16 protein-coding genes are annotated in these 13780 nt (G+C 56.6%); 7 read left to right on the top strand and 9 right to left on the bottom strand.

The annotated features are described in order from the left end of the window. The first annotated feature begins 3 nt into the window (after positions 1 to 3). Genes trpD through RGU44_RS17345 form a run of 3 tightly spaced genes read left to right on the top strand, consistent with a single transcriptional unit; the run spans position 4 to position 2608 of the window. A complete protein-coding gene (trpD, locus tag RGU44_RS17355; RefSeq protein WP_322182435.1) occupies positions 4 to 1053 on the top strand; it encodes an anthranilate phosphoribosyltransferase in 1050 nt (349 codons plus the stop codon). Further along, positions 1050 to 1874: an indole-3-glycerol phosphate synthase TrpC gene (gene trpC / locus RGU44_RS17350; RefSeq protein WP_322182433.1), complete on the top strand. Its 825-nt coding sequence runs from the start codon at positions 1050 to 1052 to the stop codon at positions 1872 to 1874. The genes trpD and trpC overlap by 4 nt, the downstream gene beginning before the upstream one ends. Before the next feature lie 38 nt (positions 1875 to 1912). After that, positions 1913 to 2608 (top strand): lipoyl protein ligase domain-containing protein, encoded by a 696-nt coding sequence (locus RGU44_RS17345; RefSeq protein ID WP_322182431.1) that lies wholly within the window; start codon positions 1913 to 1915, stop codon positions 2606 to 2608. Between the two features lie 14 nt (positions 2609 to 2622). On the opposite strand, the gene crp is transcribed toward RGU44_RS17345, so the two are convergent. After that, the gene (crp, locus tag RGU44_RS17340) at positions 2623 to 3267 is read right to left on the bottom strand and encodes a cAMP-activated global transcriptional regulator CRP (protein ID WP_322182429.1); all 645 of its coding nucleotides are present in this window, start codon (positions 3265 to 3267) and stop codon (positions 2623 to 2625) included. Between the two features lie 207 nt (positions 3268 to 3474). Here crp and RGU44_RS17335 point away from each other — a divergent pair, with 207 nt between their 5' ends. Together RGU44_RS17335 and speD are read left to right on the top strand one after the other, a co-directional pair. Beyond that, positions 3475 to 3897, top strand: a complete 423-nt coding sequence (locus RGU44_RS17335; protein WP_322182427.1) for an OsmC family protein — start codon at positions 3475 to 3477, stop codon at positions 3895 to 3897. Between the two features lie 253 nt (positions 3898 to 4150). Then, the gene (gene speD / locus RGU44_RS17330; RefSeq protein ID WP_322182425.1) at positions 4151 to 4945 is read left to right on the top strand and encodes an adenosylmethionine decarboxylase; all 795 of its coding nucleotides are present in this window, start codon (positions 4151 to 4153) and stop codon (positions 4943 to 4945) included. An 80-nt stretch (positions 4946 to 5025) separates the two neighbouring features. Here speD and coq7 read toward each other — a convergent pair whose 3' ends face one another. From coq7 to hemJ, 6 genes are all read right to left on the bottom strand, one after another. Next, positions 5026 to 5673 (bottom strand): 2-polyprenyl-3-methyl-6-methoxy-1,4-benzoquinone monooxygenase, encoded by a 648-nt coding sequence (gene coq7, locus RGU44_RS17325; protein WP_322182423.1) that lies wholly within the window; start codon positions 5671 to 5673, stop codon positions 5026 to 5028. A 124-nt stretch (positions 5674 to 5797) separates the two neighbouring features. Then, positions 5798 to 6136, bottom strand: a complete 339-nt coding sequence (locus tag RGU44_RS17320) for a histidine triad nucleotide-binding protein (protein ID WP_219064341.1) — start codon at positions 6134 to 6136, stop codon at positions 5798 to 5800. Positions 6137 to 6199: 63 nt separating this feature from the next. Further along, complete coding sequence (locus RGU44_RS17315) at positions 6200 to 6988, bottom strand: SDR family oxidoreductase (RefSeq protein WP_322182420.1); 789 nt, start codon at positions 6986 to 6988, stop codon at positions 6200 to 6202. A 78-nt stretch (positions 6989 to 7066) separates the two neighbouring features. Continuing rightward, on the bottom strand, positions 7067 to 7963 hold the full coding sequence (locus RGU44_RS17310; protein ID WP_322218259.1) for a DUF805 domain-containing protein: 897 nt from the start codon (positions 7961 to 7963) through the stop codon (positions 7067 to 7069). A gap of 87 nt (positions 7964 to 8050) precedes the next feature. Then, positions 8051 to 9019: a nitronate monooxygenase family protein gene (locus tag RGU44_RS17305; protein ID WP_322182416.1), complete on the bottom strand. Its 969-nt coding sequence runs from the start codon at positions 9017 to 9019 to the stop codon at positions 8051 to 8053. Between the two features lie 29 nt (positions 9020 to 9048). After that, positions 9049 to 9477: a protoporphyrinogen oxidase HemJ gene (gene hemJ, locus RGU44_RS17300; RefSeq protein ID WP_322182414.1), complete on the bottom strand. Its 429-nt coding sequence runs from the start codon at positions 9475 to 9477 to the stop codon at positions 9049 to 9051. A gap of 136 nt (positions 9478 to 9613) precedes the next feature. Between hemJ and argC the strand changes: the two genes are divergently transcribed. After that, on the top strand, positions 9614 to 10648 hold the full coding sequence (argC, locus tag RGU44_RS17295; protein WP_322218257.1) for an N-acetyl-gamma-glutamyl-phosphate reductase: 1035 nt from the start codon (positions 9614 to 9616) through the stop codon (positions 10646 to 10648). 83 nt (positions 10649 to 10731) lie between these two features. Further along, positions 10732 to 11082: an iron-sulfur cluster insertion protein ErpA gene (gene erpA, locus RGU44_RS17290; RefSeq protein WP_219064335.1), complete on the top strand. Its 351-nt coding sequence runs from the start codon at positions 10732 to 10734 to the stop codon at positions 11080 to 11082. A 55-nt stretch (positions 11083 to 11137) separates the two neighbouring features. Here the strand turns inward: erpA and RGU44_RS17285 are convergent, their stop codons facing one another. Next, entirely contained in the window at positions 11138 to 12241 is a 1104-nt protein-coding gene (locus RGU44_RS17285; RefSeq protein WP_322182410.1) for an anhydro-N-acetylmuramic acid kinase, read from the bottom strand. A 3-nt stretch (positions 12242 to 12244) separates the two neighbouring features. Further along, positions 12245 to 13675: a peptidoglycan DD-metalloendopeptidase family protein gene (locus RGU44_RS17280; RefSeq protein ID WP_322182408.1), complete on the bottom strand. Its 1431-nt coding sequence runs from the start codon at positions 13673 to 13675 to the stop codon at positions 12245 to 12247. Positions 13676 to 13780 lie beyond the last annotated feature (105 nt).

Raw genomic sequence — 13780 nt, 5'->3', positions numbered from 1 at the left:
GCTATGGATATCAAAGGCGCGCTGGCTCGCATCGTCAACCAGCTTGATTTGAGCACCGAGGAAATGCGCGACGTCATGCGCGAAATCATGACAGGTCAGTGCACAGAAGCGCAGATAGGCGCCTTCATGATGGCCATGCGCATGAAAAGCGAAAGCATTGATGAAATCGTCGGTGCTGTTTCGGTCATGCGTGAGTTGGCCAGCAAAGTCGAACTCAAGTCCCTCGACGGCGTGGTCGACGTGGTTGGCACGGGCGGCGATGGCGCAAATATTTTTAACGTCTCCACAGCATCGTCCTTTGTGGTCGCGGCGGCTGGTTGCACGGTTGCCAAGCACGGTAATCGGGCTGTGTCCGGCAAAAGTGGCAGCGCCGATCTGCTTGAGGCGGCGGGTATCTATTTGAACCTGACGCCTGTGCAGGTGGCCCGCTGTATCGAAAGCGTGGGCATCGGCTTCATGTTTGCCCAGTCCCACCACGGCGCAATGAAATACGCCGCTGGTCCGCGTCGCGACCTTGGATTGCGCACCCTGTTTAATATGCTTGGCCCGCTTACGAATCCGGCCGGCGTCCGCCATCAGGTGGTAGGGGTGTTCAGTCAGGCGCTGTGCCGGCCGTTGGCCGAAGTCTTGCTTCGTCTCGGAAGCAAGCACGTATTGGTGGTGCACTCCCAGGATGGTCTGGACGAGTTCAGCCTCGCGGCACCGACCTTCGTGGCCGAGCTGAAAAATGGCGAAGTGACTGAATACTGGGTACAGCCGGAAGATGTGGGGATAAAAAGCCAGAGCCTGATCGGCCTGGCCGTGGAAAGCCCTGCTGCATCGCTGGAGTTGATCCGCGATGCCTTGGGGCGACGCAAGACCGAAAACGGGCAGAAAGCGGCCGAAATGATCGTGCTCAATGCGGGCGCAGCACTCTATGCTGCTGATCATGCGTCTACGCTGAAAGAGGGCGTTGCACTGGCCCACGATGCGCTGCACACCGGCCTTGCCCGGGAAAAACTGGAAGAGTTGGGTGCCTTTACCGCGGTATTCAAGCAGGAGAATGAAGGATGAGTGTGCCGACGGTTCTGGAAAAAATTCTCGCCCGCAAGGTTGAGGAGGTCGCTGCCCGCAGTGCCATGGTGAGTCTTGCCGAGCTCGAGCGCCAAGCGGCGCTGGCCGACGCGCCACGCGGTTTTGCCAAGGCATTGATCAAGCAGGCCAAGAGCAAGCACCCTGCGGTCATCGCCGAAATCAAAAAAGCATCGCCGAGCAAAGGCGTGATCCGGGAAAACTTTGTCCCTGCTGACATCGCCAAAAGTTATCAAGCAGGTGGGGCAACCTGTCTGTCTGTTCTGACCGACATTGATTTCTTTCAAGGTGCCGATGCTTACCTGCAACAGGCGCGTGCCGCCTGCAGTCTGCCGGTGATTCGTAAAGACTTCATGATCGATCCGTATCAGATCGTCGAAGCCCGCGCATTAGGCGCCGACTGCGTGTTGCTGATCGTTTCCGCGCTGGACGATTCGAAGATGGCCGAGCTGGCTGCCGTCGCCAAAAGCGTGGGCCTCGATGTGCTGGTCGAAGTGCATGATGCCGCTGAGTTGGAACGCGCCCTCAAAACACTGGATACGCCGTTGGTGGGCATCAACAACCGTAACCTGCACACCTTTGACGTCAACCTGGAAACGACGCTGGACCTGCTGCCGCAGATTCCGAGTGATCGCTTGGTCATCACCGAAAGCGGCATTTTTAATCGCGCGGATGTCGAGCTGATGGAAGTCAGCGGGGTCTACTCATTTCTGGTGGGTGAAGCGTTCATGCGCAAGCAACACCCAGGGGCTGAACTGCAACGTTTGTTCTTCCCTGAGCGTGGGCCATTGATCAGTAATTAAGCGGATAGCCCTGACGCAGCGCCTACAGAGAAACCAGCATGTTAGACAAAGTCATCGATATATCCGTCGAGGCAGGCCTGCAGGCCGAGCAGGATTTGCTCGCCGCTGTGTGTGCCGGCGAGTTCGAGTACGGTTTGCTGTTATGGCGACCGCTTGATCGGGCCTTGGTGATGCCGCGACGGATGAGCCGTCTCGCAGGTTTTGAACAGGCTACCGAAGCATTGGCGGTCAGCGGGTGGCCAATACTGCTGCGTGAAAGCGGCGGCGAACCGGTCCCGCAATCACCGGCGGTGGTCAACATCGCATTGGTTTACGCCCAGCCGCGCGGTGACAATGACCGCGACCGGATCGAAAATGCCTATAACCGTCTGTGTCAGCCGATCTGTGATGTGCTGATCGAGTTGGGCGGAGCTGCCTCACTTGGGGAAGTGGACGGCGCCTTCTGTGACGGGCGTTTCAACGTCAACCTGGACGGCCGGAAAATGGTCGGTACGGCTCAGCGTTGGCGGCAGAGTCAGGGCGGGCAACGCCCCGTCGTATTGGCCCACGGCGCGCTGCTGCTGGATAACGAGCGCGAGCAAATGGTCGCTGCGGTCAACCGCTTCAACCAGATCTGCGAGCAGGATCAACGAGTCCGCGCCCACAGCCACATTGCCCTGCATGAAGCCTTCCCGGCTGCTGATGTGCTGGACCGGCTAGCCGAGCGCTATCAAAAGATCCTTGCAGGATTTTGAGCTGCCCGGCTTGCTTAGCGCGTACCAAACACCACCATGGTTTTGCCTTTGACATGCACCAGGTTCTGCTCTTGCAGTGCCTTAAGTACGCGGCCGACCATTTCCCTTGAACATCCGACAATGCGCCCGATTTCCTGGCGGGTAATCTTGATCTGCATCCCGTCGGGGTGGGTCATGGCATCGGGTTGCTTACACAGATCCAGCAGGCTGCGTGCGACTCTTCCGGTGACGTCGAGAAACGCCAGGTCGCCGACTTTTCGCGTGGTATTGCGCAACCGGTCAGCCATCTGGCTACCGATGGCGTAGAGGATATCCGGTTCTTGCTGTGTGACTTCACGGAATTTGCTGTAACTGATCTCAGCCACTTCGCACTCGGTTTTGGTGCGAACCCAGGCGCTACGCTCTACCTCGTGTCCGATCCGGTCAAACAGGCCCAGCTCACCAAAAAAATCGCCGGCATTCAGGTACGCGACAATCATCTCCCGACCCTCGTCGTTCTCGATCAGGATGGTGACAGAACCTTTGATGATGAAGAACAGCGACTCAGAGCGATCACCTGCGCAAATGATGGTGTGTTTGGCTAAGTAACGGCGCTTCTGGCAATGGCCGAGAAGGTTGTCGAGGTTTTTTATTTTGGGTGTAAGGGTTATAGCAACCATGCATGTATCCCGAAAAAGTACTGCGCCACACGGCATCCTTATAGGTATCGGCCGTGCGGGTGATTTGTCGCAGCTTATCAGGAGAGTTTGCTGTTTTTTGGGAAATTTCCTACGGACTTAATTTGATTTGGCATTTAACCGGGCATCCAGTGACAGTGTGGCCCTGTGCTAAGCTGGCTACCCTTTTTTAGCAGTGGAGTCTTGGCGATGAAGGCACGCATCCAATGGGCTGGCGAAGCCATGTTCCTCGGTGAATCCGGTAGCGGTCATGTGGTGGTAATGGACGGCCCGCCGGAAAGCGGCGGTCGCAATCTGGGCGTGCGTCCTATGGAAATGCTCCTGCTCGGCTTGGGCGGTTGCAGTAACTTCGACGTGGTCAGTATCCTGAAGAAGTCCCGTCAGCCGGTAGAAAGCTGCGAGGCGTTTCTGGAAGCCGAACGTGCGAGCGAAGATCCGAAGGTATTCACCAAGATCCATCTGCACTTCTTGGTCAAGGGCCGAGGCTTGAAAGAGGCTCAGGTCAAACGCGCCATCGAGCTGTCTGCCGAGAAGTATTGTTCGGCCTCTATCATGCTCGGTAATGCCGGTGTGGAAATTACCCATGACTATGAAATCATCGAACTGGGCTGAAACGACACTCAACTTTCACAAAAGCGGCGCACACTTGGCGATACCCGCTAGCCGACAGGCGCCGACGTCGGCATAATGCGCCACTTTTTCAGGGTGCGACCCGCTGTACCAAGGCTATAGTCGCCCCCGAACGGACAACCAAAATCGCCACCGCGAAGAGGTGTTAACCGTCCTACGCAGATGAGCCGGCCTCATCTGACGGGCATGCTTGATCACGCGGCCCGGGCCGCACATATATAGAGAGTTATTAACGGTGAAAAGCAAACTCAAGCTCCACGGGTTCAATAACCTGACAAAGACCTTGAGCTTCAACATCTATGACATCTGCTATGCGGAAACTCCGCAGGACCAGCAAGCTTACGTCGAGTACATCAATCACGAGTACGACGCCGAACGCCTGACGCAGATCCTCACCGAGGTTGTCGATATCATTGGCGCCAATATCCTGAACATCGCTCGTCAGGATTATGACCCGCAAGGTGCTAGTGTGACCATTCTGATCTCCGAGCAGCCGGTGACGCCTACCGACAGCCAGATCGAAGAGTCCCCGGGGCCGCTGCCAGAGACCATCCTGGCGCATCTCGACAAGAGCCACATCACGGTGCACACCTACCCAGAAATTCACCCGGTCGATGGCATCGCGACATTCCGTGTGGACATCGATGTGTCGACCTGTGGGGTGATTTCACCGCTTAAGGCGCTCAACTACCTGATCCACCAGTTCGATTCCGACATCGTCACCGTCGACTATCGCGTGCGTGGTTTCACCCGTGACGTTGAAGGTAAAAAACACTTCATCGATCACGAGATAAACTCGATCCAGAATTACCTCTCTGTAGACACGCGCGCCGGTTACCAGATGACCGACGTGAACGTTTACCAGGAGAACCTGTTCCACACCAAGATGCTGCTCAAGAACTTCGAATTGGATGACTACCTGTTCGGTGATGCGACCAGCGACTTGTCGACCGAACAGCGTGATCAGGTCACCGAGCGCGTGAAGCACGAAATGCTGGAAATCTTCTACGGACGCAACGTCAACGTTTAAGATTTACCGGATTCGTCAGTACAAAGAAGAAAGGCGCCCATCGAGGCGCCTTTCTTGTGTCTGCCGTCATGGCGCGGCGGTTATATCCGATACGTGCTTTGGGTCATGACCTTGGCCAGCAGACTCATGCCGAATTTGATCGGTGCCGGAAAACGAAATCCGCCAGCATCCAGCGCGCTTTCGGCGTGGCGTTCTTCATCGATGCGCATTTGCTCGAGAATGGCCCGGGACTTTTCGTCTTCGGCGGGCAGCTGCTGCAAATGATCGTTCAGGTGCTTGCAAACTTGATCTTCGGTCGCGGCCACAAAACCGAGGCTGACCCGATCACTGATCATGCCAGCAGCGGCACCGATCCCGAAGGAAATACCGTAGAACAGTGGGTTGAGCACACTGGTGTGGCTACCCAATTGGCGGATGCGCTGTTCGCACCAGACCAGATGGTCAATCTCTTCTTCGGCAGCGTGTTCCATAGCTGCCCGCACTTTCGGTAACTTGGCAGTCAGCGCCTGGCCCTGATACAGCGCTTGCGCGCAGACCTCGCCGGTATGGTTGATGCGCATCAGGCCCGCAACGTGCCGGGTATCGACGTCGCTCATCTTGGTTTCGGACTGAACAATGGCGGGTGATGGTCGATACGGTTGCACGCTGAAAGGCAGCAGCGTGCGCATCGCAGCATCGGCTTGCAATAAAAGACGGTCAACAGGGGAGTAGTGACGTTCGGTAGCCATGGGCACCTCCGGATAAATCCACGGCGGCCAGTTTACCCGAATCAGTCGGGCGCGGCTTGAGATGGATCAGCCCGCCGGGTTTGCACCGGCAATCTCAGCGGGCGTAAGTCGTTGAAACGTTGAATCAGCCTGGCGGCCAATGCATCTGACGCTGACCCAGTACGTGCATGTGAATGTGATAGACGGTCTGTCCGCCTAGCTCATTGCAGTTCATGACCACCCGGAAGCCGTCGTCGCAGCCCAGTTCTTTGGCCAGACGTTGCGCAGTGAACAGGACATGACCGAGCAGCCCTTTGTCATCTTCGGTCACGTCGTTAAGCGTGCGGATCGCTTTTTTCGGAATGACCAGAAAATGCACCGGCGCTTGCGGGGCAATATCGTGAAAGGCCAGCACCTGATCATCTTCGTAGATGATTTTTGCCGGTATCTCTCTGTTGATGATCTTGGTGAACAGAGTCTCCACAACCATTTCTCCGTTTTGATAAGTGCTTGAGTGTACTGAGGGGCGGGGGCCACGCCCAGTTCTTTAGCGCGGGCAGTACGTCTTGTTGATCGCGCCGGATATTTTCCGGGTCAGCCAGCGCGGACCTAGACGCGGGGTAAACGCCAACAGCTTATTGCGCCAGCCGGGAATGATCACTGCGCGATTTTTCGCCAGTGCTCGCACTGTATGAAGCGCGACTTCCTCTGGGCTCATCATCCTTTTACTGTGTTCCAGCTTGCCGACTTCCAAATGTGCATTACGGAAAAACTCGGTGCGGGTCGGGCCAGGGCAAAGGACTGAAATTTTTACACCGGTTTTTTTCAGTTCCTCACGCAGCCCTTCGGAAAAGTGCAGCACATAGGCCTTGCTGGCGTGATAGCTGCTCATCCATGGACCAGGCTTGAAGGCCGCTACCGAGGCAACATTGAGTATCTGCCCGCCACCCTGGACCGCCATGGTATTGCCGAGGGCATGACACAGGCGGGTGAGCGCCAGTATGTTCAGTTCGATCAAGTCTTGTTCCTGGCCCCAATCCTGGGCCAGAAACGGTCCGCAGGTACCGATGCCTGCGCAGTTCACCAGCAAATCAATCTGTCGTTCGCCTTCTTCAAGTTCCAGCAAGAAGCCGGAAAGACGTAGCGGCTCCCCCAGGTCGCAGCCTCGAAACAGGACCTCGACACCAAAACGCTGGTTCAACTCAATGGCAATGCTTTCCAGCAGGTCCCGTTGACGGGCCACCAGAATCAGGCTGCGACCACGGCGCGCCAAGGCTTCGGCCATGGCCAGGCCGATGCCGCTGGAGGCACCAGTGATCAGAGCGTAACGGGTCATGCACATTCTCCAGGCAGCGACCGCGAGCCACGGCAGTGTGCGTCGGGCTCAAGCGGGCGCGTTATTCATCTTTATAGTCTACAGACGCTGGCTGTCGGCGGGTTGCGCGGTATCGCTGTCGTTATCATCGTCGTAAGGCAGGATATTTTCATACTCGCTGGCGGTGGTTTGCACCTCACTTTCGAACGTGGAGATGCCTCCGACGAAAGCGCCGATCATCAGGATGGCGATAATCGCGAGCCACAAAGAGGCCAGGACTTTTACCGCCTTGGTGTTTGGAGGTTGCGGGGCTCCGTACTGGTTGGCGCCGGTATTGCCCGGGATGACCATCATCAGGATCGGAAACAGGCTGCCTACGAACGGCACGAGATTGATCAGCAACAGCCAGCCGGACCAGCCGAGATCGTGCAGCCGCTGCACGCCGATCTGCACACTGACGATAAAAAAGCCGATCCCTGCGATGGCAATGAGCAATCCACCGCCCACCAGTGAGCGGGTCAGGACCGCTGCGCACAGGCCGGTAACGGCAAGGATGGCGACCATGAGCACCAGCGTCCAGGCCAGATAGCGTAAACGACCTATCCGGCCTTGAACGGTGAACACTTTAAGTTCGCCAAACGCTGGCCATGCGGCCCCCACCTGAGCCCGTGGTGGAGCATAAGGCGATGCTCCGTGCGATGGTGCTTCAGGCGCTCTATACGGTTTGGGCTCGTCGATCTCTTCCAGACTCAAACTGATAGCGGGATCCGCTTCGATCCGGGCTTCGACGCCAGCATCATTCAATACGCTCAGGTAGTGCAGGGCTTGCTCTTGCGACAACCCGCGCTTGAGCGCAACGGGCTGGCCGTTGAACAGTCTTTCGACAGCTGATAGTTCACGTTTGAACAGGCCAGCCATATTCAGTTTGGCGGTCTCGATGTCGACGCCAGTGCGCAGCTTCCCTTCGAAGACAATTTTGAAGTGGGTTTCGGCCATGCTTGGCTTCCTTGTCTGGGTAAAACAGAGTTATGGCTAACGCAGCTGAGCCTGAAAATGGCCGAAAAGGCGGCCGCTGGCGGGCAATCAGTGCGGCCAGCGTCTGGCCAGGTCTGCTGAGCGTGTTTGCGCCTTACGGTATTCAGCATCCAGGCGCGCAATCAGTTCGTCGACGCTGGGCATATCGTCAATATCACCAACGCCTTGCCCAGCGGACCATACGGTTTTCCAGGCTTTTGCTTCATCGCTGATGGGTTTGAGCTTCGAGCCGAAGTCGACTTCACCCTTGCCTTGCAGAGCCGCGAGGTCAAAACCTGCATTCTCCAGACTTTTGCGCATGAAGCTGGCAGGCACGCCGGAGACCGCAGCGGTATGGACGATATCGGCGGCTTTGGAGGTTAGCAGCATCTCTTTGTAAGCCTCCGGGGCATGGCTCTCACGGGTTGCGATAAAGCGTGTACCGAAGTAGGCCAGGTCCGCGCCAAGCAACTGCGCGGCAAGAATCTCGTGACCGTGGTTTAAACAGCCCGCCAGCAACAAGGTTTTATCGAAGAACTGGCGGATCTCGGCAATTAGCGAAAAAGGACTCCAGGTTCCGGCATGCCCCCCGGCGCCAGCCGCGACGGCGATCAGACCGTCTACGCCGGCTTCTGCTGCTTTTTCCGCATGGCGGCGAGTGGTCACGTCATGAAACACCAAACCACCGTAATCATGCACCGCATCGACCAGCTCCTTAACGGCGCCGAGGCTGGTGATCACGATGGGTACTTTATGCTCGATGCAGATGGCCAGATCAGCCTGCAAACGTGGGTTGCTGTTGTGCACTATCAGGTTGACTGCGTAGGGCGCCGGATTCACAAGCGCTGCCAGCCCGACTTCGATTTCCTCTAGCCAGGCTTTGAAACCACTGCTCTCGCGCTGGTTAAGTGCCGGAAAACTCCCGACCACTCCATTGCGGCAGCACGCCAGAACCAATTGCGGATTGGAGATCAGAAACATCGGTGCGGCCACGAGGGGCAGACGCAAGGACTGTTCAAGCAAGGCGGGCAGTGACATGAGCATTACTCCACGCATTCAGCTATTGATTAGAACGGTTTGACCACAACCAAAATGACGATAGCCAGCAAGATCAATACAGGAATTTCATTGAACCAGCGATAGTAGACGTGGCTGCGACCCTTCTCGCCACGCGCGAAGCGTTTGACTTGCGCGCCGCAGACATGGTGATAGCCAATTAGCAGAACCACCAACGTCAGCTTGGCGTGCATCCAGGCCTGGCTGAAATAACCGCTGGGGTTGAGGCTGATCAGCCAGATCCCGAACGCCAGTGTGGCAATCATTGCGGGCCCCATGATGCCTCGGTACAACTTGCGCTCCATGATGCAGAAACGTTCCCGGCTCGCGACGTCCTCGCTCATTGAGTGATAAACGAACAGTCTCGGCAGATAAAACAGACCTGCAAACCAGCAGACCATCGAGACGATGTGGAGGGCTTTGAGCCATAGAAAAAGCATTTTTGGTTATTCCCAAGTTCACGGTGGCCAAATAGTAGTGGTATGACCGGCCATACGTCACGTTCGCGGTTGTTCCTCAGGCCATACGCCCATATTATCAATGGTTTTCCACTAGGTTCGTTGAAGGGGCAGATTTATGGTCAAGGTCGGTATCGTCGGCGGCACGGGTTACACCGGGGTCGAGCTGCTGCGTCTGTTGGCACAGCATCCGCAAGCCGAGGTGGTGGTCATCACTTCTCGCTCCGAAGCAGGGCTGGCCGTGGCCGATATGTACCCTAACCTGCGAGGCCATTACGATGGCCTGGCTTTCAGCGTGCCAGACATCGCAGCACTGGGTGCCTGCGATGTGGTGTTCTTTGCCACCCCGCATGGTGTTGCTCATGCGTTGGCAGGAGAACTGTTGAACGCCGGGACCAAGGTCATCGACTTGTCGGCAGACTTCCGCCTGCAGGACGCAGACGAGTGGGCCAAATGGTACGGCCAGCCGCATGGCGCGCCTGAATTGCTTAAGGAGGCGGTCTACGGGCTGCCCGAGGTCAATCGCGAGCAGATTAAGCAAGCGCGCCTGATTGCCGTGCCCGGTTGCTACCCTACCGCGACACAGTTGGGCTTTTTACCGTTGCTCGAAGCTGGCCTGGCTGACGCCTCTCGGTTGATCGCCGACTGTAAATCAGGCGTCAGTGGTGCAGGGCGCGGTGCCAGTGTCGGCTCGCTGTACTCTGAAACCAGCGAAAGCTTTAAGGCGTACGCGGTCAAAGGCCATCGTCACCTGCCTGAAATCAGGCAGGGTCTGCGGCGTGCCTCAGGCGGAGATGTCGGCTTGACCTTCGTTCCACACCTGACGCCGATGATTCGGGGCATTCACTCGACGCTCTACGCCACGGTGCTGGATAAGTCCGTGGATTTGCAGGCGCTCTTCGAAAAACGCTATGCCGATGAGCCGTTCGTCGATGTGATGCCAGCTGGCAGCCATCCGGAAACACGTAGTGTACGTGGCGCTAACGTTTGTCGAATTGCCGTGCATCGTCCGCAAGGCGGCGATCTTGTGGTGGTGTTGTCGGTCATCGACAATCTGGTCAAGGGCGCATCAGGCCAAGCGGTACAGAATATGAATATTCTGTTCGGTCTGGACGAGCGTTTGGGCCTTTCCCATGCTGGTATGCTGCCTTGATTAGTTGACCAATTTACTAGGTCAAGCGGATAATGCCAGTCATTACGCATTATGACGGCATATAGCGCCGGGAGATATTCAGCATGAGCGTCGAAACCTTCACCCCTACGGCATTGGTATTCACTCACGGTGCAGCGCACAAGGTGAAGACTCTGGTCGATGAAGAGGGCAATGATCGCCTGAAACTGCGCGTATTTGTTACAGGTGGCGGCTGTTCAGGTTTTCAGTACGGCTTCACTTTCGATGAAGACGTGGCGGATGACGACACCATCGTCGAGCGTGAGGGTGTCAGCCTGGTGGTCGACCCGATGAGCTTCCAGTACCTGGCAGGTGCAGAAGTGGATTATCAGGAAGGGCTGGAAGGATCGCGCTTTGTGATCAAGAACCCGAATGCGTCCACCACATGTGGCTGCGGCTCGTCATTCTCGGTCTGATTTGGCTTGCTGGTCAGAGAACGCCGCGCTTATGTGCGGCGTTTTGCTGTGTGCGTCATGCCGGGTAGATGGCGCCTAGCACGCGCAGGCCGCGAGCACCGGTGACGCTAGGTCGGTTGGCGGGTACGCCTTCAAGGCAGCAGTGCGCCAACCAGGCGAAAGCCATCGCTTCGACCCAGTCAGGGTCTACGCCATAAGCCGCTGTACTGCTGACCTTGGTATCAGGCAGCAACGCGGTCAGCCTCGCCATCAGCGCCAAGTTGTGCGCGCCGCCACCACAGACCAACAGCTCATCAGTTTGCGTTTGTGCAGTTTGCAGCGACTGGGTAATGGTCAGCGCAGTCAGCTCAAGCAAGGTTGCCTGAATGTCTTCAGGGGCGAACATTGGCAGTTGGAACAGATGATGCTGAAGCCAGCCAGGATTGAAGACGTCGCGGCCTGTACTTTTAGGGCCTTGGGTCAGGAAAAACGGATCACTGAGTAGCGATTTCAGCAGCGCTGGCTCAATCTTGCCGCTCGCCGCCCAAGCGCCGTCGCGGTCAAAGCTGAGGCTGCGTTGTGTTTGTATCCAGGCATCAAGCAAGACATTTCCTGGTCCGCAGTCGAAACCGGACACGGGCTTGTCGGCTTCCAGCAGGCTCAGGTTGCTGAAGCCACCTATATTAAGAACTGCACGATGATTTTGTGGCGCGCCAAGCGGATTGTCGAAAAGGGCTTCATGAAACGCTGGCACCAGCGGTGCACCTTGCCCGCCTGCGGCTACGTCTCTGCGACGGAAATCGCTGACGACGGTGATCTCTGTCAGCTCTGCGAGCAGTGCGGGGTTGCCAATCTGGAGGGTGAAGCCGCGCGCGGGCTCATGACGAATAGTTTGTCCATGACTGCCGATGGCGCGTATCTCGCCCGCAGACAATTGCTCTTGGCTCAACAGCGCCAGAACACCCTGTGCGGCAAGACGCACCCACTTCTGCTCGGTGATAGCGGCCCGGGCAAGCTCATCGTTGCCACTGGCGCATAAACCCAGAAGCTCGGCGCGCAGATCATCCGGCATCGGTATGTAGTGGGTCGCCAGCAGTTTTGGTCGGTCGTCCTGTTCAATCAGGGCGATATCCAGCCCGTCAAGACTGGTCCCGGACATCACACCTATATAGAAGGCCATGGCTTAGCGCTTGTTCGAAGCGAGCAGGGTGGATTTCTCTTGGTCCATGCGGGCCATTAGCGGCTGGCTTTGTTGCATGAAACGCTGTTTTTCAGCTTTGGCGATTGGATCGGCCATTGGCAATTTCTGGCCCAGTGGGTCGACATGGACACCATTGACCTGGAACTCATAGTGCAAGTGCGGTCCGGTCGAGAGTCCGGTTGTGCCGATATAGCCGATGACCTGGCCTTGCCTCACATTGCTGCCGGTTTGTATGCCTTTGGCAAAACCCTGCATATGCCCGTACAGGGTTTGGTAGGTGTTGCCATGCTTAATGACTACGGTGTTGCCGTAGCCGCCACGACGACCCGCCAATAGAACCTTGCCATCACCGGTTGCTTTGATCGGTGTGCCGCGAGGCGCTGCGTAATCGACGCCTTTGTGGGCGCGGATCTTATTCAGAATCGGGTGTTTGCGGCCCATGGAGAACATCGAGCTGATGCGGGCAAAGTCTACCGGGGTGCGGATGAAGGCCTTGCGCATGCTGTTGCCGTCAGCAGTGTAGTAACTGCTGTTGCCTTGCTTGTTGGTGTAGCGAACGGCAGTGTACGTTTTGCCTCGGTTGGTAAAGCGCGCTGACAGGATGTTGCCGGTGCTGATGGTTTTACCGTTGATGACTTTCTGTTCGTAGATCACATCGAACTCGTCGCCCTGGCGAATATCCTGAGCGAAGTCGATGTCGTAGCCAAAAACACTGGCCATGTCCATGGTCATACTGTGGGACAGGCCTGCGCGTTGAGCCGATTGGGAAAGCGAGCTGTTGATAACCCCATGAACATACGCAGTGCGTATGTTCGGCTTGGTGATTTCCCGGCTGAATGCATAGCCTTTGTCGGACTTGGACAAGCTGATGCTTTCCAGGTCGCTGACCTTGCTGTGCAGTTGTTTGAGCTGACCTTGAGGGGATAGCTCGAACTGTAGAATCTGCCCGTGCTTAAGCTGGCTGAATTGCTTGGCTTGTTTGTCGCTGGCCAGTACTTCATGCACGGCTGCAGCAGGAAGACCTACTTTCTCAAACAGGGTCGATAAGGTGTCGCCCCTGGAGACGACAACTTCTTTGTGAGTCGGGTTCTTGGCAACAATTGTGGGGGCAGGCTCTGCCTTCACAGGTTGTGCAGTGGCCGTTTCCTGAGTGTCGTCAGCGCCACTTTCGATCTGCGCAAATGGCGATGCAGTGACGTCGGGTGTGGCCTGAATCGGTTCTGAAGCGTCTTGTTCTTGTGTCAGTTGATCTGCAGGTCTTTCCAGATCAAGGTTCAGGGTGGTTTTTTTGGCTTCAACGTCGCTGGACGGGAAGACCAGAAGCGCCAGGCTCAGCAGGGCGGCGATGCCGCTTGCAGCGAGCAGGTGGCTCTTCGGATAAAGCGGAGGCGCCTTGGGCGGTGTGTCGATCATAGGTAATTTGACTTTGAAAAGATGAATTGGAAAAGATGAATGACATGATGATGAAGAAATAACTGTATAAAATATAACCAAATCATGCTCGAAGCAACCCTACGA

The sequence above is a fragment of the Pseudomonas sp. 5C2 genome (assembly GCF_034314155.1).
In the GTDB taxonomy this organism is placed as follows: Bacteria; Pseudomonadota; Gammaproteobacteria; order Pseudomonadales; family Pseudomonadaceae; genus Aquipseudomonas.
Note: the sequence above shows the minus strand (reverse complement) of the source record. Positions and strands in the feature narration are given on the sequence as shown.

Coding starts and splice junctions, on each gene's coding strand:
- RGU44_RS17280 (WP_322182408.1), bottom strand. CDS start 13,675: ATGATCGACACACCGCCCAAGGCGCCTCCGCTTTATCCGAAGAGCCAC.
- hemJ (WP_322182414.1), bottom strand. CDS start 9,477: ATGCTTTTTCTATGGCTCAAAGCCCTCCACATCGTCTCGATGGTCTGC.
- erpA (WP_219064335.1), top strand. CDS start 10,732: ATGAGCGTCGAAACCTTCACCCCTACGGCATTGGTATTCACTCACGGT.
- crp (WP_322182429.1), bottom strand. CDS start 3,267: ATGGTTGCTATAACCCTTACACCCAAAATAAAAAACCTCGACAACCTT.
- trpD (WP_322182435.1), top strand. CDS start 4: ATGGATATCAAAGGCGCGCTGGCTCGCATCGTCAACCAGCTTGATTTG.
- RGU44_RS17335 (WP_322182427.1), top strand. CDS start 3,475: ATGAAGGCACGCATCCAATGGGCTGGCGAAGCCATGTTCCTCGGTGAA.
- RGU44_RS17315 (WP_322182420.1), bottom strand. CDS start 6,988: ATGACCCGTTACGCTCTGATCACTGGTGCCTCCAGCGGCATCGGCCTG.
- trpC (WP_322182433.1), top strand. CDS start 1,050: ATGAGTGTGCCGACGGTTCTGGAAAAAATTCTCGCCCGCAAGGTTGAG.
- RGU44_RS17305 (WP_322182416.1), bottom strand. CDS start 9,019: ATGTCACTGCCCGCCTTGCTTGAACAGTCCTTGCGTCTGCCCCTCGTG.
- RGU44_RS17310 (WP_322218259.1), bottom strand. CDS start 7,963: ATGGCCGAAACCCACTTCAAAATTGTCTTCGAAGGGAAGCTGCGCACT.
- RGU44_RS17345 (WP_322182431.1), top strand. CDS start 1,913: ATGTTAGACAAAGTCATCGATATATCCGTCGAGGCAGGCCTGCAGGCC.
- RGU44_RS17285 (WP_322182410.1), bottom strand. CDS start 12,241: ATGGCCTTCTATATAGGTGTGATGTCCGGGACCAGTCTTGACGGGCTG.
- argC (WP_322218257.1), top strand. CDS start 9,614: ATGGTCAAGGTCGGTATCGTCGGCGGCACGGGTTACACCGGGGTCGAG.
- coq7 (WP_322182423.1), bottom strand. CDS start 5,673: ATGGCTACCGAACGTCACTACTCCCCTGTTGACCGTCTTTTATTGCAA.